This is a genomic window from Pseudoalteromonas sp. XMcav2-N, assembly GCF_024124545.1.
Taxonomy (GTDB): Bacteria; Pseudomonadota; Gammaproteobacteria; order Enterobacterales; family Alteromonadaceae; genus Pseudoalteromonas.
Genome location: NZ_JAMXSF010000001.1, coordinates 223485 through 242677, shown reverse-complemented (window position 1 = coordinate 242677; position 19193 = coordinate 223485). Strand labels below are relative to the sequence as shown.

The window sequence follows — 19193 nt, the reverse complement described above, 5'->3', positions numbered from 1 at the left end:
TATATGTTGTTTTATCACCCTAGTTATAGTGACCTCTCTTTACCGCCAAGGCACAGGTTTCCGATTGATAAATATCGTCTGCTTTATCAGCAGCTAACACATACATCGTGTGCACAATGGCTTACGCAATCAAAGCGTATAGCCACACCTGAGCAACTCATGGTGTGTCATGATGCACATTACGTTGCACAGTTCCTCGATGGCACTTTATCGGCTGGTGCTATTAAACGCATGGGTTTTCCCTGGTCGCCGCAATTGGTTGAACGAACACTGCGCTCCATCGGTACGACACTGGAAGCCACGGAGCTTGCGCTGAGCAGCGGATTTGCAGCCAACCTCAGTGGTGGCTATCATCATGCCTTCAGCGACAGAGCTGCTGGTTTTTGCATTTTCAACGATCTCGCCATTGCCGCCAGAACTCTTATCAAAAACGGACAGGCCGACACAGTATTACTGCTGGACTGTGACGTACACCAGGGTGATGGTAGTGCTGAGATCCTAAAATCAGACACTCAGATAATCACCTGCTCACTCCATTGTGAGCAGAACTTTCCCAAGCTGAAGCAAGCGTCCGACTACGACTTTGCCTTACCCACCGGCTGTTCAGATGACACTTACCTCACGACACTAGGTGAAGCCCTGAATCTGTGTACTCGTCTTCATCAGCCAGACATCATACTGTATAACGCAGGCGCAGACATTTACCATCGTGACGAGCTCGGGCATTTAGACATTAGTCTGGAAGGCGTATTGGCAAGGGATACTCAAGTATTAAACCATGCAAAGCAGCATCAAATTCCCCTGATGGCCGCACTTGGAGGGGGTTATCAGCGTAATATCAGCCGGCTGGTTGACGTTCACCAGCAACTCTTTATCGCGCTGCAGCACGTCTGGCCCGAGCGCTTTAACACTCTTTCCCCACAGTGTTCCACCCACACAGAGTGACATTTTGCAGGTTTAAAATTGCTGGTAGCATTAACCACTGAGGTGGTTTATGTTGTACAATTACAATAACTTCAAAATGGAGCACTACGATGAAACTTCATGATGATTTGCACAATTATTACGAGAAAATTGTGCTCGAAAACATTGAAGAACGGGGTCTTGACCATAAATACGATGAAGATGTCATGGCAGACCTGTGTTGTACCGCATTAAACCGTTTGCCAGCTCGTTACATTCGTTATGACGTAGACATGGAGTTTTACCTGCCCACCGACGAAAGAACGGAGATGGAAGCCAAAGTCAAAGAAGCCGTGGATTACGCACTGGCACAAATTGCGAAAAAGAAACAGTTTCAACCATGACCCAAAAAACACTAGAAAGCGCACCTGAGCACATCAAGCTCGCCGTAGACCTGATCATGCTGCTCGAGCAAAACGAAGTACCCGCGAAGCAGGTGCTGGCGGCACTCGAGATAGTTCAGGCCGATTTTACAAAAAAGCTGGATACGGAAGTAAGTTAACTTTAAAAGAACAAAAAACTTCACACACCATTTACCCTTATGTCATATTATCGCCTCACAATGACAACCCCAATGATGTAAGGAACGATTATGACAACAAAGCATCCACGTGCTATTACCTTATTTGTCGCCACTACTTTATTAAGCGGTGGCGCGCTGGCCAATGATTTCGCCGCACTTGATCAGGCGCTGCCTGACGGATATGTGATCAACGGTACAGAACCCGTGTTCGATTTTGACGGAGATGGCTGTCTGCCGAGCGCAGGGATAAGCCGGACCGGACAGCAAAATGCAGGACTCAAAACATCGGGTAGTTTGGGTGGCAGTTGCAGAGACAGCCAGTTTTTAGCAACCTCAAATACCGTGCACCGTTATGCCTGCGCAGAAACGGGACAAGGTCGTTACTGTGGCCACTTTTATGCAATGTACTTCAAAAAGGATCAGGTGTTCCCTTATTTTGGAGGTGGCCACCGCCATGACTGGGAATATGCCGCAGTATGGACCAAAGACGGTCAGGTCACTCACGGCAGTTACAGTGCCCATGGTGATTTGTATACCAAACCGGCTAACGAATTACCCTTTGAAAATGGTCATCTGAAAATTGTCTACCACAAAGACGGCATTCTCACCCACGCATTTCGTTTTGCTAAATCAAATGAAGCGGCAGAGAATGAATATAATCGCTTTGTTACACCAGCAATCATCAGCTGGTACGAAATGTCCGGAGATGGCATAGATAATCAAGGATTGCGCGACAAGCTAAATCAATACGATTATGGCTCAGCGACCTTACCAGTAAAAGACAGTCGCTTTTTAACTAATCTTAACCGCTTCAAGCCCGCGGAATATCCTACTTTCACGACTGCAGACGTGTTAGCGGCACAGTAACCCCTTCTGTCAGCCCGCCTTAGTGGCGGGCCTGCTCTGCTCAATTTAAGCAGACTTCGCGAATGCCTCAGTGGATGTATGCAGCTTATACTGCGCAAAAAACCGACTATCTGATTCAGAGTCTTTCGGGCAAGCGAAATAAGCAACATCGTCGCGCACCGGCTCAGGCCGCTTATGTTGACCATCTTCCCAGTACAGCACAGCGTGCTTCACCAGCTCTTCCAGATAAGTATGGTCCCAGCTATAGTGGCAGAATCCATGGTGATCAGACAAATAAGGGGCATAATCTGCACAACTCTCAATGCTGGTAATACCGTTTTTATAATCAGCAAAGGCTTTTGCGTCTTCCTCAGCAGTGGCTGGATCAACAAAATAGGCGACATCACGTCGTGGTGGTAAGGCCTGTGGCAGACCAAACTTTTCTCTTACGGCCGAGCATTCAACCACAATCCAGGAAACAAAATGGGCACCAATCTGATGATCCCACTTCAACGCAACAAACATCTCAACTCTCCTTCTAAGCTCAATTTATCTCGGTTAGATCGAAACCCTGCATGGCAAATGCGGGCATCCTCCAGAATGCGCGCGCAGCTTACCGGAAATTGTTGTCAAAAAGTAGTCAATTAATGAATTTTTTCATGAAATTTTTTGCTGTGAATTGAGAAAAGAATAACCCAAGCACCTGGGGTCCGGTGTACAGCTAGCTCGGTAATCAAATTACGGTCATTGCTCTGATTGATGCCTAAAAAACAGCCAGGCTGTGACTTCAGTTGGGGATTGAAACTGTGTCTGACTCTGTAAAATCGTTACAAGGTATTACAACATGGTAAATCACCGCTAATATGTTGCTATTTGTCGTGATTTTCAAAAGTACAGACTTACCTGCCGCTAGCAGTTTTTTGTCATTTCATTAAACTGCACAGTGAAGCTCAACACTTGGACGTTGTTATGAACCTGACACGCAATTCATTGAAAAACCCCGCTGCTGTCGTGGTGATCCTGGTGCTGCTAATACTGTTTGGCATTCTCAGTATTTTTAAGTTACCAATCCAGCTGACACCAGATATAGAACAACCACAAATAACCATATTTTCTGGCTGGCGGGAAGCGGCCCCCGAAGAGATAGAGTCGGTGATCATTGAACCACTCGAAAACGCAGTTAAAAATACCCCAGGCGCGCTGGAAGTTAACACCACCATAAATCGAGGTAACGGCTTTATCTCGTTAACTTTTGCCGTCGGAACCGATATGCAGCAAGCCATGCTGGATGTCCTGACCAACCTGAATCAGGCGCCGCCACTACCGCTGGATGCCATTGACCCTGTTGTCAGTGCCGGTGGCAATGGTGGTCCAGCCGGACCTAATGCCGCCTCCTTGCTCGTAACCCCGCTCAACGTTGGGGGAGATGGCTTAGACCTGGACATGGCTCAGTATCAAAAAACCATAGAAGAGCTGATTGAACCTCGCCTGGCCAGCATTCCCGGCGTGGCCCGAGTCAATTTGGCCAGTGAAAGACCGAAAGAATTACGGATAACCTTTGACCCTCATAAAGCCGCCGCATTAGGCATCTCACTGGGACAGATCAGACAAACGCTTGCCAGCTCCAGAGACACCTCAGGAGGTCTTGCGGACGTTGGCCGACGCCAGTATACCGTGCGCTTTACCGGCCAATATGACCTGCAAGATATGCTACAAATGCGTATTGGCTATTCTCAGGAGCGACCCATCTACCTGGGTGATGTCGCCACTGTTGCCGAAACCTACTCAGATCGACGAGCAATGAGCGGTCGAAATGGTAAACCGGCCTATTACATTACTGTGTCCAGAGCAAACGGTGCGAATACAGTTGCTCTGCTCGACGGCATCAATCAAGCCATCAATGATTTAAATGCAGGACCACTACCTGAGGCCGGCATTTCGATTGAGCTGAGCTACGATGCGTCCGTCCATATCCGCAATGCATTACTGTTGGTCAAGAGTAACCTCGGACTCGGCGTATTACTGTCGCTGGCCATTTTGTGGTTATTCTTCAGGGGCATAAAAACCACGCTGATTATTGCTGCGACTATCCCCGTTTCTCTGATGGTCGCGTTTCTTGCACTGAGCGCCTTCGAACGTAGTCTGAACGTTATTTCGCTGGCAGGCCTGGCGTTTGCCGTTGGTCTGGTATTAGATGCCGCAATTATCGTGCAGGAAAACATTACCCGATTGAAATCTAATGGGTTCGACAATTACAAAGCGGCGTTACGTGGTGCGGGGCAAGTAGCCGGAGCCTTATTTGCCTCTACCGCGACCAGTGTCGCTATCTTCCTCCCCATTCTTTTTATGGCGGGCATTGAAGGGCAACTGTTTTCAGATCTGGCCCTGACACTCTCTATAGCCGTAGTTGCCTCTATGGTCTGTGCCTTAACCATTATCCCGGTTGCCAATCGATACCTGCCGGATAGCAAAACACAAACCGACCCATATAAGCATTACTGGCAGAAGCTGACAACCCTGATCATGCGTCTGACTAACAGCAAGGTCAAACAACTGAGCTGGGTCTGTGCGCTACTGGGTGGCTCCGCGATAGTGACCCTTACGATGTTGCCAAAAACCGATTTCATGCCTCGCGCACCTACCGACGGCTTCTTCTTCAATCTGATTACGCCGCCAGGCGGAAACATGGCTTATATGGAGGAGGAGTTACTCAAACGAGTCCGTGCGCGCCTGATGCCTTATTATCACGGCGAAAAGCAACCGAGTATTAAGGACTTCAATTTCTATATTTTTGGTGCGAACGCAGGGGGGTTTATCTATTCAGCCGACCCACAGCGTGTTGAAGAGCTCATGCAGGTCGCCAGAGAGGAGATCTTTGTCGACCTGCCCGATACTCAGGTGTTCTTTTTCCGCGGTTCGATGATTAACATTGCCAATGGCGGTGATGGCCGCGACATCAATATTGAGCTTACCGGACCAGATATGGACGACCTTATCGCTGGTGCTGAAGTGGCACTGCAGGCAGTGCAAACCGCCATGCCTGAGGCCACAGCCCGACCACAACCTCGCCTTGATATGGCGGAGCCCGAACTCAGGCTGCAGCCCAATGACCGGCGAATTACTCAAGCGGGGCTGACCCGTCAGGATGTCTCTCAGGCTGTTCAGGCCTTTACGGGTGGCCTGTTTATTAACGAGTATTTTAACGGTAACGAGCGCATGAACGTGATTTTACGTGCCCAAGCCTGGCAGACACCAGAAGAGCTCAAAGCATTGCCTTTATTCACACCAGATGCCGGGATCCAGACTTTAGGGGAACTTGCAGAAGTGACACGTACTGTCGGGCCCAGTCAGCTACAAAGGATCAACGGCCGTCGTACTGTCAGCATCATAGTGACGCCGCCCGCCGAAATGAGCCTGCAACAGGCGCAGGCGATTCTGGCTGAGCAGGTGATGCCCAAGATCAAAGCCCAGCTGCCCGAAACCGCCGGCGTCATTCTGGGCGGCAACGCCCAAAAAATGAATAGTGCAATCGAGGAAATGACACTCAACTTCTTCCTGGCGCTATTTATCTTGTTCTTACTGATGACGGCATTATTTAAATCGGTCCGCGACAGTGCTTTGGTATTACTGGTGATGCCATTGGCCATTGCTGGTGGTGTGCTGGCGCTCTATGTCTTGAATCTGTTTACCTTTCAGTCGTTAGATCTACTTACCATGATAGGCTTTATCATCTTGCTGGGTCTGGTCGTTAATAATGCCATTTTGCTTGTCGATCAAACACGTCATGCTCAGGCTCAGGGAATGGACCGTCGCGATGCCGTTGAACAGGCAGTATTGATGCGCGCGCGTCCAGTTTATTTAAGTACGCTGACCAGCCTATTTGGCATGCTGCCTCTGATGTTAATGCCTGGCGTGGGGTCAGAAATTTATCGAGGCCTGGCGACCGTTATCGTCGGCGGCATGGCGATCAGTGCGTTGTTTACCCTGGTACTCATGCCCAGTCTGCTGCAGCTTGGCAGTGATAAAAAACCAACCCCTAAAGCTAATAACAATACTAAACCTCAGTTAAATCTGGTCGCGAATCAATAGGAGACCCTTATGTTTGCAAATCAATTTAAGTGCGCACTGGTCACCCTTATTGTCGCCGGTGCAGTAACCTTCAGTCAGCAGGCTGATGCCGCACAACCCGTCGCTGTAGAGCCTGTGTCTCAGGGTCAACTCACCAGTGAACTGGCCGTAAATGGTACCTTACACGGTAAGCGCGATATGGTGATCACCGCAGGTGTCACCGGCAGATTGCAATATGTTGCCGAGCCTGGCCTTGAAGTTGCTGAGGGCGATGTACTCGTGCGCATGGATACGCTGCCTCTGGAACTTGAAAAAGCGCGTCAGCAAGAAATGCTTCAGCGTGCTCAAGTCAATTTGCGTTTTCAGCAACAGGAACTGACACGCCTCAAAGAGCTGGCCAAAACCAGCAGTGCTGCGGCCAGTCAGGTGGACAAGGTTCAAAATGCACATGATCTGGTGCGCTCTGATATTGCCCTTGCACAGGTTGAGCTCAAAGTCATAGAAGACAAGCTCAACCGCGCCACCGTGAAAGCCCCGTTTGCGGGGACCGTTAGCAAACGCTATCACCGTGCAGGTCGCGACGTGAGTCGGGCTGATGAATTACTCAACCTGGTAGATATACATCAGCTAGAAGCCCGTCTTTATGTGCCGGTCAAGTACCTCCGTTATCTGAGTGTGGGGCAGACACTTCCTGTCAGCGCAGGCAATCTGGATGCCCCGCAGACCACATCCGCGCGCATCAGTGCCGTGATCCCTGCCACCGATCCTCGTTCACAGACCTTTGAAGTGCGTGCCATGCTAGAGCAACAAAATGTCCCAGCTGACAAACACCACTGGGCCGTCGGGCAACTTGTCGATGTCAAAGTACCACTCGCCGCCAGTGAGCAAGCATTATTGGTAAATCGCGATGCCCTAATCCTGCGTAAGCAGGGAGTCCATGTAGTCAAAATTGAAGACAATAACACCGCCACTCAGGTGCCAGTAACGGTTGGTAAAGGTCAGGGCAAACTGGTCGCCATTGCCCCTAAACCGGACCACCAGCTGCTGGCAGGAGACAGAGTTGCGGTACGCGGAGCGGAACGACTGACCAATGGCCAGGAAGTCGACGTGCAAAATTAAAAGCTTACTAGCCCAATGAGCCTGCTTAAGGAAGAGCTAAGGCTCATTTTTTATAATCAATTCAATAAAATCAACAATTTAATATTTTTTAATATGCTCGGCAAGCCAATTTAAACATTTTTAACTGGCTTATCTCGTGCCTGCAGTCAACGCTGTTCCTGTCCAATAACAATAAGGAATACGCGATGAAAAACCCCGTCTTTTTTTCTATGACCACCTTAGGTGCCAGTATGTTGGTAGCCTGTGCCAGTCAACCTCTGGGCGCGCAACCCACCCAGATCATGTTTGATGACTTCAGTTATACACGCTTTGCTGAGGCACAAAAGCATGGCTGGCAACTTCGCTCTGACATCGGCCACCCGGGGATCAAAAACGCCATCTGGTGGCACGAAGGTGTGAGCTTTCATGTCGACCCACACAACCCTGACAATCGGGTCATGCGCTTAACATCTAAAACGGATGGTAGCGCAGCAAATACCCGTCATGTACAGGTCTGTCACAAGCGGAAATATCTGGAAGGCACCTATGCTGCCCGGGTGTATTTCACTGACAAGCCACAGTACGGACCCGATGGAGATGGTGTGATCCAGACTTTCTATGCTATCAGCCCTTTGGCTGCACCTATGGATAAAAACTATAGTGAAATGGACTTTGAATACTTGCCCAATGGTGGCTGGGGTACCGACAGACACGCTCTGTTTGCTACCTCCTGGGAAACCTTTCAGCTTACGCCCTGGACCAAAGTGAATGCATACGATTACGACATAAACCCACTGGAGGGATGGAATACGCTGGTTTTGCACGTGGGCAATGAGACCTTAAAATACTACATCAACGGTAAGTTGTACGCAGAGCATGGCAGCGATGTTTATCCGGAAGTCGCAATGTCGATAAACTTCAATCAGTGGTTTGACCCAAATAAAATCGTAAACTCCAGTGAAATGCGTCAGTATTATCAGGATGTTGACTGGGTTTATTTTGTTAAAGACAGCATTGTTGCGGTCAATGAAGTCAGCAAACAGGTTCAACAATTACGAAGCCGAAACATTAAACAAAAAGATACCGTAGCCCCGTCTGAGTATGCGGACTATTGCAGCCTGTGAGCAGCCCATCTGAACCGTAAGGTGTCAATTGACTGTGTATATAGGCGCCCGGGCAAACCAGGCTTCAACCCGCTCAATCAACACAGGGTCATCGGCATCACGCGCCAATGCTCTGGCACGTGACGCCAGCCGATGCGCCTGCTCAACCTGCTGTGACTGACGTAGCAGATCAGCCTGGGCCAGCCAAATCCAGATTTGATTGGGGATGGCGTTACTCGCCTTTGCCACCTGATGCGCCTGTTCAAACAGGCGTGCAGCCTCTTTCAGTTCTCCCAGTTCGGTTGCAATTCGAGCCAGCTCGATAAGTGCATTGGTCTGACCATAGATTGCATCGAACCGCTGATGATAGCCTAATGCCGAGTGCAGCAAGCGAGACGCCTCGCTATATCTGCCCTGAATACGTTTAATCTTGCCCAGCTCTTCAAGTGCATACGCGATAAACAACTGGTCTGCATTATCTGTGGCCTGCTCATGAGCGGTTGCAATATATTGCTGTGCACGTTCAAGCTCATGGGCACGATCATCTGCCTGCGGCCAGTTCACCAACAAATAACCGGTCATCAGATTAGCCCGCATACGCTCACGGCGGATGACTGGGGCGGTGCCTTTTTCAGCGATATTTTGCTGTAACAACGCCAGAGCAGCCGAAACGTCTCCCTGATTTGCCAGGCTTGCGGCAAGGTAACGTCTGACAGTTAAAGGATCGTCAGAATGACTGAGCGCAGAGCGTAATAAAGCTATCGCATCCAGGTAATTACGTGACAGATATAACTGCACTCCTCTGGCAAATGCCTCATTGCTAAAATCCAAATTTCGCTGCGTTTGCAGTGTCTGAGATGGTTCACCATAGCGGGCCGTCAATCGCGTTATCAGGGCCTGATAAGCACGCTTTGGGCTGGCAGCAAACACCACTCCTTGCTCTTCACTGTGTTTGAAATGCAAGGTATATTGCAATTGCATGTCTTGCGGAAAGCCACTCAGGCGCGTTTCGATCAGTAAATCAGCACCCAATCGCTCCAGTAGTTGCAGAACGTCTTGTCGCCGCGAGAGTCTGATCTGTGCCGTATCGTCAGAATACCAGGGACTATGAGATATAGTGGTCAATACATGCTCCGCTGTAACAACAGGCAGCGCAGACTCTTGCTGGGTATGCTCACTGAGGTATGTCAGCCCTGTGAGGGGGACCGCAACATGCACATCGTCAAGTATAGCGTTGTCGACTGGCAAAAATGCCACGGTAGGGTAGCGTTCAGATGACAGGTCCGTTTCCCGCCATTGACTCAGCAGTACCCAGGCCATCGCCAATACCAAAACACTTAATAGCACCGCGAGAGGGTATTTTTGAGCTTGTTTTGAAATACTTACCGGAACAGGTTCCAGGGTTAGCTGGTAGCCAATACGCGGATGTGTTTTGATGGCGTCTGCCCCGAAGATTTCCCGGAGTTCGCGGACAGACTGCACCAGTACCTGTTCCTGAACAACAACGCCTCGCCATACCGTATCAAGCAGCTGTGTCTTGGTTACAATCTCATCTGAATGTAGGATCAGTACCTGCAGGACCGCCAGCGTCTTGGCTCTGATATCTTGTGACCCGTCTTGGGTCGTTGCCGTGCCTTTAATCAGGTCTATCTCGACATTGTTGAGCAGATAACGCATAGATCCATCTCTCAGATTCACAGTACACACACCGTACAGGCCGATGTTCCCGTCATGAGTGTGCAATATTTCCTCGTCTGGCTCAAGTCCCTGAAAAGCAGACTTACTACAGAGGGTTAGAATGATGGAAAAATTTAACCTCAAAATATTCAATAGCATAGTGTATTTGATGTGATTAATTGAATACAAAACGCATAAAAATTAACCCTTGTGCTACATTTGATATGGGTTATGTCTTTTTGGTGTCAGCATTGTAATAAGGCTTAAGTATTTGCGCCCGTCTCATGCTTGCCCCCCTACCCGATGAAAGGCAAATAAAACAAGTCCGCACAATTGAACAGAAGTCGTCGTACAGATTGTTGCCGTCGTTTGTGACAAAAACGGTAAATAACAAACTAAGGAACTACTATGACGCATTATTCTTTTGGCAATGAAATCGATGATAAAAGCCTCCCAAAACACCTTGAGGTCGCCATTGTCGGTGCTGGTATGGCTGGGCTATACAGTGCGTGGCGCCTGCAAAATGAGTCTGACTGTAAGAAACTTGCTATCTTTGAGCGTTCCAATCGTACCGGCGGTCGGCTTGACTCAGATTTAATTCAATTCAAAAATCAACACAGTAATACCCCACCCACCATTACGGTAAAAGAAGAACAAGGGGGTATGCGCTTTTTATTTGATGGCATGGACGATTTAATGGCGCTATTTCTGAACCTGGACTTGCAGGATCAGATAGTTCCTTTCCCGATGAACAGTGGCGGTGACAATCGCCTGTTTTTCCGCGGCAAGAGCTTCAGTGTGAATACCGCTGCACAAGACAATTACAAGATTTGGTCAGAACTATACAACCTTGCTCCGTCTGAGCAAGGGGTTAATCCAAAAGACATTGTCAATGTTGTGTTCAATCGAATTTTGCAAGCCAATCCACAATTTAAGGCACGCCCCGACGTCAGAGGCCCAGGGTTCTGGCAAGCATTTCGCCTGGAATGTCAGTGGCAAGGAAAACCCCTCAATGACTGGACCTTGTGGGATCTGTACACTGCGATGGGCTATTCTCAGGAATGTATTAACATGCTGTACCGGGTACTCGGCTTTAATGGTACCTTTTTGTCCCAAATGAATGCGGGGGTAGCCTATCAATTGTTGGAAGATTTCCCGGCGGGTGTCCAGTTCAAAACATTCAAAGACGGGTTCAGCACCCTGCCGAATGCGCTTGTAGATCAAATCGGCACTGACAACATTCACCTGCAAACCAGTATTGAGGAAATTTCTTATCTCGAGGCGGACAACCGCTATGAATTGCATTATCTGCACACCGATGACAGTGGACGCAGCCATAAGGGCAAAGTAACAGCCGACAAAGTCATTTTGGCGCTCCCTCGCCTGGCACTGGAAAAACTGTTTGTTCGCTCAAATGCGTTTAATACCCTGGATAAGGAACGGTCTGAACACCTGTGGAACACCCTGCAAACCACCTCGAACCAACCCCTGCTCAAGATCAACCTTTATTACGACAATGCCTGGTGGGGACGCGGCACCACAGGGCGCCCGGCAGTTGAATTTGGCCCGAACTTTGCGGATCTGCCCACCGGCTCTGTTTACCCCTTTTATGCGGTCAATGAGGAATTAGTCGCGGCCCTGATGTACCAGGAGCGTAAAACCGACCCGAGTGAGAGTACTCAGGCGAAACTGGATCATATTAGCAACGAAAAGTACGAGCGCCCTGCGGCTCTGACTATCTACTGTGACTATCTGAATATTAACTTCTGGAGTGCGCTGCAAAACATTGGTGAAACCTATCATCACCCACACCAGGACAAATATGTCACCGATATCCCGGGCGACATCTACCCGGCCTCAACCGCAGTGGTCGAGCAAGCTACCCGCTTTTTCAAAGATATTTTCAACACACATTATGTGCCAGAGCCAATTCTGACCAGCGCCCGAATTTGGCAAGGCGGTGTCCGCTTTGATGTGCCGCCCAGCCAGCAGTTTGGATTCGGTGTGCACCAATGGGCAGTCGGCGCTGATGATAAAAAAGTAATGGAAGAACTGGCAGAGCCGTTGCCGAATCTGTTTACCTGTGGTGAAGCCTTTTCTGATTATCAGGGGTGGGTAGAAGGCGCATTGCGCTCAACCGATCTGGCGCTTAAAAAAGGGTTTGGGCTACAACCACTAAGCGAGGTCTATGAGCAGACAACGCACATCAGTTCGTCAGAAGCCATTAAAGTTGCCTATGAAGAAAATGCTTCTAAGCTGATTAACCAGTACATTGAGCCTAACTTTTCAACGGGCAGTGCTCCAATGGAGAAACACTCGGAAGTTGAAAACGTTCTGGGTGTTAACCTCAGTTACTTTGATCTTAAGTAATCCAGCTCCGGGCGCCAATCCCGGTGCCTTACCTTCCAACGGCGGGGAAACCCGCCCAGCTTGTTCAGGAGAAAATTGATGACTCAAGCTACCCCAACCTTTAGTGTTGCCGATTATTTTAAAGCGCGACTGGAAGAAATTGGTGTTAAACACATGTTTGGTGTTGCAGGTAACTATACCGCGGCTTTGCTGGATACCATACTGGCTGATCAGCATTCCCCAATAACAATTAGTGGTAATGCCAATGAAATTTGTGCCGGTTTTGCTGCGGATGCCTATGCCCGACTCAAAGGCCCAAGCGCCCTGTACGTCACTTACAGTGTTGGTGCATTCAGTCTGCTCAATACCATTGCCGGCTCCTTCGTTGAACAAGTACCGGTGATCCTGATAAACGGCGCCCCCACCAACAAAGAAGATCAAATTTCAAAAAATGCCGGACTGCTGTACTCGCACACCACTGGGTATGAGTTTGTCGACATTCATATGTTTCGCCCGATAACGGTTGCCGCAGAACGTATTGTGAATGCGAATCAAGCGCCTCACCAGATTGATTCAGCATTGGCAGCATTATTGACGGAACGCCGCCCGGTGTACTTTGAGGTGAGTGAAGATGTCTGGCGGGCAGAATGTATTAAACCAGTTCAGTCCCTGAAGCTTAACAATCCCGCCAGCGTCACGGTCAGTGAGGCGCAACAGGCGGCCAAAGCAACCGTCGAGCTGATGCTCAGTCAGCCCAAAAGTATCTTCTGGGCAGGCGTCGAGCTGCAGCGTTTTGGATTGCAGGATACCTTTTTAGAATTGCTTGAGGTCATAAACCGTAACCATACGCTGCCCGAAGGGCATATTCATTTTGTCACCTCCGCACTGAGCAAGTCGGTTATTGCAGAAACCCACCCATGGTTTGAAGGCTGTGTCACCTTGACGCCTGCGGAAGTTGAGACGCTCGTTGGGGACGATGGTGTTTTGGTTGGCGTTGGTGCCTGGACGACTGGTAAAGACACTGGCAATCAAGACATTCGCAGCAGCCGCACTGTTCTCGCCGCACAGGGAGGGGTTTACGTTGGCGCAACCTATTATGCGTCGGCCACATTAGCGGATTATCTGCAATGTCTGATCTGTGAGTTTACTGCTCTGGCACAGCAACAAAGCGCTAACCTGAAAGGCTTACGTATGCATAAGCCTGTACTAAAGAACCAACCTGCTGAGTCACAACTGGGCTATGACAGCTTTTTTGCCACCCTCAGTCAGTGGCTGGATGAAGATGATGTCCTGGCTGTAGATGCCGGGTTCCCGCTGATTGGCGCACAAAGCGTTAAAATACCGTCGCAGGATGGCTTTGTCGCCCAGGCGGCGTGGTTGTCCATAGGCTATTCAGTACCTGCTGGCACTGGCATTAAGTGTGCTTTCCCAGATAAACGGGCTATCGTGGTCGTGGGTGATGGCGCCTTTCATGAAACCTGTCAGGCTGTTGCGGACCAACATGCTTATGGGCAAAACACGGTGGTTTTTGTGCTGGCGAACGGCATCTATGGTATAGAGCAATACCTGGTTAATCCAAACCCTTTCAGAACGCCTCCCGTCGACTATCAAGACAAGTTGCTCGATAAGGTCTATAGCTACAACGACCTGCCCGCCTGGAAAATCGCCAATATTACCGAGGCATTTGGCGGAGAAGGGCGCCGGGTCAGCACGGTGAGTGAGTTGATGGCGGTCATGGAAGAGATTAGAACCAACCCAAGTAGTAACTATGTGGTTGAAGTGACCATACCAAAAGAAGACACACCTCACTCCATTACCATAGAAGCGAACACCGCTGTTGGTGAAGATGAAATCGCCAATCCAAACTGGCCTCCGGCCAATAAATTCTAATCTTTATCAGGTATGTCAGCCTCCGTTAGTGAGGCTGACCGCACAATGGATGAATTTGATGGCTCTGCCGATAATCCCCTAAGAGGTACTTCAGGTACCTTGCTCTCTCACATTCCAAAATTGAACCAGAGACAAGCTGTGTCCCAAAACATCTTTACCCTGTGCAATTACCTGAGCAAATTTTTCCACAATGCTCACAATTTAAACAATACTAATAATAGGCAAAATCAGGCAGGGAAATGACATGGATATCCACTTACTGGATCTTCCACTACTGACCGTAAATGACCAGTGGCAGGTACTGGATTGCAATCAGGCAGCGGGCTCTCTGCTGAGCCTGACTGGCAAAACCGACATACGTCGCAACTTTTTTGACTATTGTCAGCTCACTGACACGGATGAGCAAAACCGTACATTTTTGAGTCAAACACCTGGCAGCTCAGCACAGGCCCTGTTAGCTTGCGGAACACGGCTCAACTTGACGATCAGTGGCAACCTGACAGCCGAGACCTGTTTAGTACTCAATTCGGTTAAACACCCACACCAGTCATATCTGAACGAACTGGCTGAATTGGCTCTTCAATGCGGCAACATTGGTGTGTGGCAGGTCAGCGCAGACTTTGAACAGCCCTACTTTTCGCGCACTTTCTGCGAGCTCCTGCACTGCCACACTCTATCCAGTTGGCAAGATTTCATCGACCTGATTTACGAAGACGACAAGCCACTGGCGCTGAGCTTCATTGAAGAACACATTCAGTCAAATGTACGGCTGAAGTTTGAATTCAGGGTCATGCTCGATTCGGTGCCTCACTGGTTCGAACTCAGTGGTGACCAGCGCCGTAACAATGACACCCAGCTGAGTTTGTTTGGTATTTTGCGTGAGTGCACACAAGAAAAACAAATGCTGATCCACCTCAATAATGCACATGAAAGTCGCCGCATCGCACTGGAAGCCGGCAAAGTCGGTACCTGGCGAGTCAACCGACAAAATACCCATTGGCATTGGGACTGGGACCCTCAAACCAGTGCTATATTTGATCTGGCAGCCCAGGATACAGGCAGTTATGAAAAGTGGCTCGAACGAATTCACCCCGAGGACAGAAAGAGGGTGTCAAATGGACTTAAAGAGGCCCTTGAAACGGGGAAGGATTTCGAGCATGTATTTCGGGCCGTGCTGCCCAATAAAGAAGAGTTACATATCTTTGCTAAAGGGGTTGTCACAGATGACGGCTATGGTAATCATTGTCGCCTTGACGGTGTATGTGTAGATCAGTCCGAGGTTTATCGCGCTTATTCGAAATTATCCCAACTGAACGCGGAGTTAGAAACACGTGTTAAGAGCCGTACCTCCGACCTGAAATGTGCCGTCACTAAAGCAGAGCAAGCCAGCCGTGCCAAATCCGATTTCCTGGCTATGATCAGCCACGAGCTGAGGACGCCAATGAATGCCATTATAGGTTCGCTCGAACTGCTTTCGTTGCAAAAGCACAACCCGGAAGAGATGGAGTTGCTTGAAACAGCTTCTGTCTCGGCTAAAAATCTGGTTGATATACTTAATGATATTCTGGATATCAATAAGATTGAAGCTGGTAAACTGGAGCTGGAGTTCAGAGAGTTCGATATTTCAAAAACGCTTCATAACGTACTCCTGACTTTTGCGTCAAACGCGGAGAAACGCCGTGTCAGCCTGAAGGTTATTGAATCTGAGCAACTTCCGACTATGCTCTATTGTGACGAAAACCGTATCAGGCAGGTGCTGTTCAACCTGTTAAGTAACGCCATCAAATTCAGCGGTCCTCCTGCCAAAGCCAGTGGTAATGTGGTGATCGAAGTGGACTGGCAAGTACAAAGTCATAGTCAGGGAGAACTCAGTATACTGGTGAAAGACAACGGCATAGGTATTGACGAAAAGACACAGAAAAAACTCTTTCACCCTTTTACCCAGGCGGACAAATCTACCACTCGGGTGTACGGTGGAACGGGTCTGGGACTTGCCATTTCAAGGAAAATCGTTGACCTGATGGGAGGACGTATCGGACTGAAAAGCAAACTGGATCGCGGCAGCATTTTCCGCGTGTGTATTCCGTTACATAGGTTCTCACATCACACTGCGCCGTCTTTATTTCAACATGTTTATGTTATCCCGGCCCACAGTGCACAGGCTCAGCCGCACCTGCTGTCCGTACTTAATACACTCACCGATGACCTGCACCTGACAGAGCTGGACGAGCTGGCTTCCCCTTCGGTTTCGGGCACTCTGGTGTGCTGTTGTGTACACTCAGAACAGGACCTGGCACGTTTAAACGAGTACAAAGAGATACTTGCTGAGCATAAGGTACTTATATGTCATCAAACAGGTGTGGCCGAGAAACTCAGAACAATACTACCTGATGCAGCCCCGCTGAATATTGGCCTGGCAACGCGCTATGGTATTACTAGACAAGTCATGCATTTACTGACTCACACCACAGAAAAGTCGGCCAGTTTAAATAATACCGAGGAAAACCCCTCGGGAGAAAGCCAGACAAAAACAGAGGAAGTACAGGCCAATATCTCAGGTTTACGCCCCGGCATATTATTGGTCGAAGATAATACCTTTAATCAGAATCTGATGGTTAAACAACTCGCGAAGCTTGGATACACCTGTACGCTGGCAGAAAATGGCGAACAAGGATATGAAAGCTGGCAACGGGATGAATACAAACTGATACTCACCGATTGTCATATGCCCGTTGTGGATGGCTACGAAATGGCCAAACGTATCCGCCAGACTGAAAAACAGTTGGCACGCAAAGCCATTCCGATAGTGGCAGTCACCGGAGCTGCGGTAAAAAATGAGCTGGAAAACTGCCATTTGTACGGCATAAATGATTGTATTGGCAAGCCTGTTCAGCTCGAACGCTTCAAGTCAGTAATAGAGAAATGGTATGGCAAGTGATCACTCACAACTGGCAAGATTAAATGCGCAAACCCTCGTTGACTTGATTGGCGAAGACATGGACACCATTGCCCGATTTCAGCGCGACTTTGTGACTCAGGCAGAATCCAGCTGCAAACTTTTTTTAGCCGCCTACAGCAATGCTGCTTATGCTGAGCTTAAAGAGCATGCCCATTTTTTAAAAACATCAGCGCGGGCTATTGGCGCTGAGCGTTGCAGTGAATACCTGGCTGAGTTAGAAGACGCCGCCTTGTCTGGTGACCGCCAGGATTGTCGCTCTGTGCTTATCAACATAGCTCAGGAGATCAAAGCACTTAACGCGCTTATCAATCACGGCGAATAATCAGCACTTCACCTGTTGTATGTAATTAAATCAGACACATTCAGTGCCTAGCAGCTTGTTTACGGCGTCCAAAATACTACGCTTAGTGGAGGGCTTAACAATATAGCCCCCGAGCCCCAGCGTAGCCCATTTCCGGATGAGATCTTTATTTCGATTGCTGGTTAAGGCGACAATGGGAATACCGCGACAATGCTCAATGGCACGTACATTTTTAGTCGTATTGTAACCATCCAGACCTGGCATAAAGAGGTCCATAAATATCATATCGTAGCGATGCTTGCGCAGCTCCTTGATAGCAGCCAGCCCGTTTTCCATACCGTCAACAGAGAATCCCTGCTCCCGCAATATCCCTGAAATCATCTCTCGATAAATTTCATTGTCCTCAACTATCATTATCCGTTTATCTCTGGCCATAACGGGCTCAGGGACATCGTTGCTGTCAAAGGCATGCGTCGACTCATCATTATGAGCGTGGTCAGTATGCGGGTCTTCATGCGCGTGAAAGTCAGCATGCTGAGTTGGAGCCTCATGCTCACGTACATCGTGCTCGGGCTCATCATGATGTGCCTCTTCCTTATGTTCACCAGTGTGTTCAAGTACGGAGGTAAAAGCGGACGCTTGTGAATTACTGAATAAATCGGCCAGTTCATTCAAAGTAAAGTGGCTGTCATTAAGTTGCTTGGTGATCTGTTGAATATCTTTCACCAGTTGTTGCTGCAACTTATCCAGCAAAGGCAAGACATGCTTTTCTTTAAGCTGTTGTAATAACTGCGCGTTTACTTCATCTTCTTCCTGAACTTCGCTAAGTGACTCTCTGACTTGCTGGAAAGATTGCTCAGTGTTGACCCGGTAGCTTGCAGCCTGATCAATCAGCTGTTTTAGTCCGTTATCGATACGCCCAAAATGCTCTTCTTTTAGCTCAGTGATTTGCTGGGTGTCTTCCGCCTGTTGCAAGATATTATGCAAAATCATCCTGAGTCGGTAATTTTCGTACATGGGCTTAAAAACGAAATAATCGTTAAAGATGCCTTTGATGCAGCAACGAAAAGCAACCCCGGATTCTTTGTTTTCACACAACAAGATACTCTTGTGGGGGTAGCCCAGCAGCCCGCGCTGCGCAAGTGAATTGTAGGTCTCTATGCTTGCCTTAACATGCAACATAGCAAAAATCAGCACGGGGGGCTTTCCCTCGCGGATCACCTTATGTGCATCCCGGGCTCCCTCTTGTGTTCTAAAGGCTGTAACCTGTGAACTGATCACTTTACATACGCCCACCATTTCATGAGCGTCATCACAGATCATCAATACCTTCGGATGTCGTTCTCCGTAATCCACTTCACCTTTATGCATACCTTTCTCCTGCGCCTTAGGTGGTAATCAACTCACTGACCCCCC

At 48.8% G+C, this 19193-nt stretch carries 14 protein-coding genes; 11 read left to right on the top strand and 3 right to left on the bottom strand.

Features of this window, described 5'->3' with window-relative positions:
• Positions 1 to 3: 3 nt before the first annotated feature.
• The 4 genes from NH568_RS00805 (at position 4) to NH568_RS00790 (ending at position 2353) form a co-directional block, all read left to right on the top strand.
• A complete protein-coding gene (locus NH568_RS00805; protein WP_253043892.1) occupies positions 4 to 945 on the top strand; it encodes a histone deacetylase in 942 nt (313 codons plus the stop codon).
• 89 nt (positions 946 to 1034) lie between these two features.
• Positions 1035 to 1307: a late competence development ComFB family protein gene (locus tag NH568_RS00800; protein WP_054014142.1), complete on the top strand. Its 273-nt coding sequence runs from the start codon at positions 1035 to 1037 to the stop codon at positions 1305 to 1307.
• Positions 1304 to 1465, top strand: coding sequence for a YbaM family protein (locus NH568_RS00795; RefSeq protein WP_253043890.1), 162 nt, complete (start codon positions 1304 to 1306; stop codon positions 1463 to 1465). The genes NH568_RS00800 and NH568_RS00795 overlap by 4 nt, the downstream gene beginning before the upstream one ends.
• 90 nt (positions 1466 to 1555) lie before the next feature.
• Positions 1556 to 2353: an NPP1 family protein gene (locus tag NH568_RS00790; protein WP_253043888.1), complete on the top strand. Its 798-nt coding sequence runs from the start codon at positions 1556 to 1558 to the stop codon at positions 2351 to 2353.
• 45 nt (positions 2354 to 2398) lie between these two features.
• Here the strand turns inward: NH568_RS00790 and NH568_RS00785 are convergent, their stop codons facing one another.
• Positions 2399 to 2857, bottom strand: a complete 459-nt coding sequence (locus NH568_RS00785; RefSeq protein ID WP_253043886.1) for a hypothetical protein — start codon at positions 2855 to 2857, stop codon at positions 2399 to 2401.
• A gap of 444 nt (positions 2858 to 3301) precedes the next feature.
• On the opposite strand from NH568_RS00785, the gene NH568_RS00780 reads away from it, so the two are divergent.
• From NH568_RS00780 to NH568_RS00770, 3 genes are all read left to right on the top strand, one after another.
• Positions 3302 to 6421, top strand: a complete 3120-nt coding sequence (locus NH568_RS00780) for an efflux RND transporter permease subunit (protein ID WP_253043884.1) — start codon at positions 3302 to 3304, stop codon at positions 6419 to 6421.
• Positions 6422 to 6430: 9 nt separating this feature from the next.
• The gene (locus NH568_RS00775; RefSeq protein WP_253043862.1) at positions 6431 to 7519 is read left to right on the top strand and encodes an efflux RND transporter periplasmic adaptor subunit; all 1089 of its coding nucleotides are present in this window, start codon (positions 6431 to 6433) and stop codon (positions 7517 to 7519) included.
• 185 nt (positions 7520 to 7704) lie between these two features.
• Positions 7705 to 8622 (top strand): glycoside hydrolase family 16 protein, encoded by a 918-nt coding sequence (locus NH568_RS00770; protein WP_253043859.1) that lies wholly within the window; start codon positions 7705 to 7707, stop codon positions 8620 to 8622.
• Positions 8623 to 8646: 24 nt separating this feature from the next.
• Here NH568_RS00770 and NH568_RS00765 read toward each other — a convergent pair whose 3' ends face one another.
• A complete protein-coding gene (locus NH568_RS00765) occupies positions 8647 to 10278 on the bottom strand; it encodes a winged helix-turn-helix domain-containing protein (protein ID WP_253043854.1) in 1632 nt (543 codons plus the stop codon).
• Positions 10279 to 10686: 408 nt separating this feature from the next.
• On the opposite strand from NH568_RS00765, the gene NH568_RS00760 reads away from it, so the two are divergent.
• The 4 genes from NH568_RS00760 (at position 10687) to NH568_RS00745 (ending at position 17798) form a co-directional block, all read left to right on the top strand.
• The gene (locus tag NH568_RS00760; RefSeq protein WP_253043850.1) at positions 10687 to 12648 is read left to right on the top strand and encodes an FAD-dependent L-amino acid oxidase; all 1962 of its coding nucleotides are present in this window, start codon (positions 10687 to 10689) and stop codon (positions 12646 to 12648) included.
• A gap of 78 nt (positions 12649 to 12726) precedes the next feature.
• Positions 12727 to 14517 (top strand): thiamine pyrophosphate-binding protein, encoded by a 1791-nt coding sequence (locus NH568_RS00755; protein ID WP_253043845.1) that lies wholly within the window; start codon positions 12727 to 12729, stop codon positions 14515 to 14517.
• Between the two features lie 244 nt (positions 14518 to 14761).
• Entirely contained in the window at positions 14762 to 17455 is a 2694-nt protein-coding gene (locus NH568_RS00750; protein WP_253043840.1) for an ATP-binding protein, read from the top strand.
• Positions 17445 to 17798, top strand: coding sequence for an Hpt domain-containing protein (locus tag NH568_RS00745; RefSeq protein WP_253043838.1), 354 nt, complete (start codon positions 17445 to 17447; stop codon positions 17796 to 17798). The genes NH568_RS00750 and NH568_RS00745 overlap by 11 nt, the downstream gene beginning before the upstream one ends.
• A gap of 30 nt (positions 17799 to 17828) precedes the next feature.
• Here NH568_RS00745 and NH568_RS00740 read toward each other — a convergent pair whose 3' ends face one another.
• Positions 17829 to 19148 carry a response regulator gene (locus NH568_RS00740; protein ID WP_253043834.1) on the bottom strand — a complete coding sequence of 440 codons (1320 nt, stop codon included), beginning with the start codon at positions 19146 to 19148 and terminating at the stop codon, positions 17829 to 17831.
• Positions 19149 to 19193: the final 45 nt, after the last annotated feature.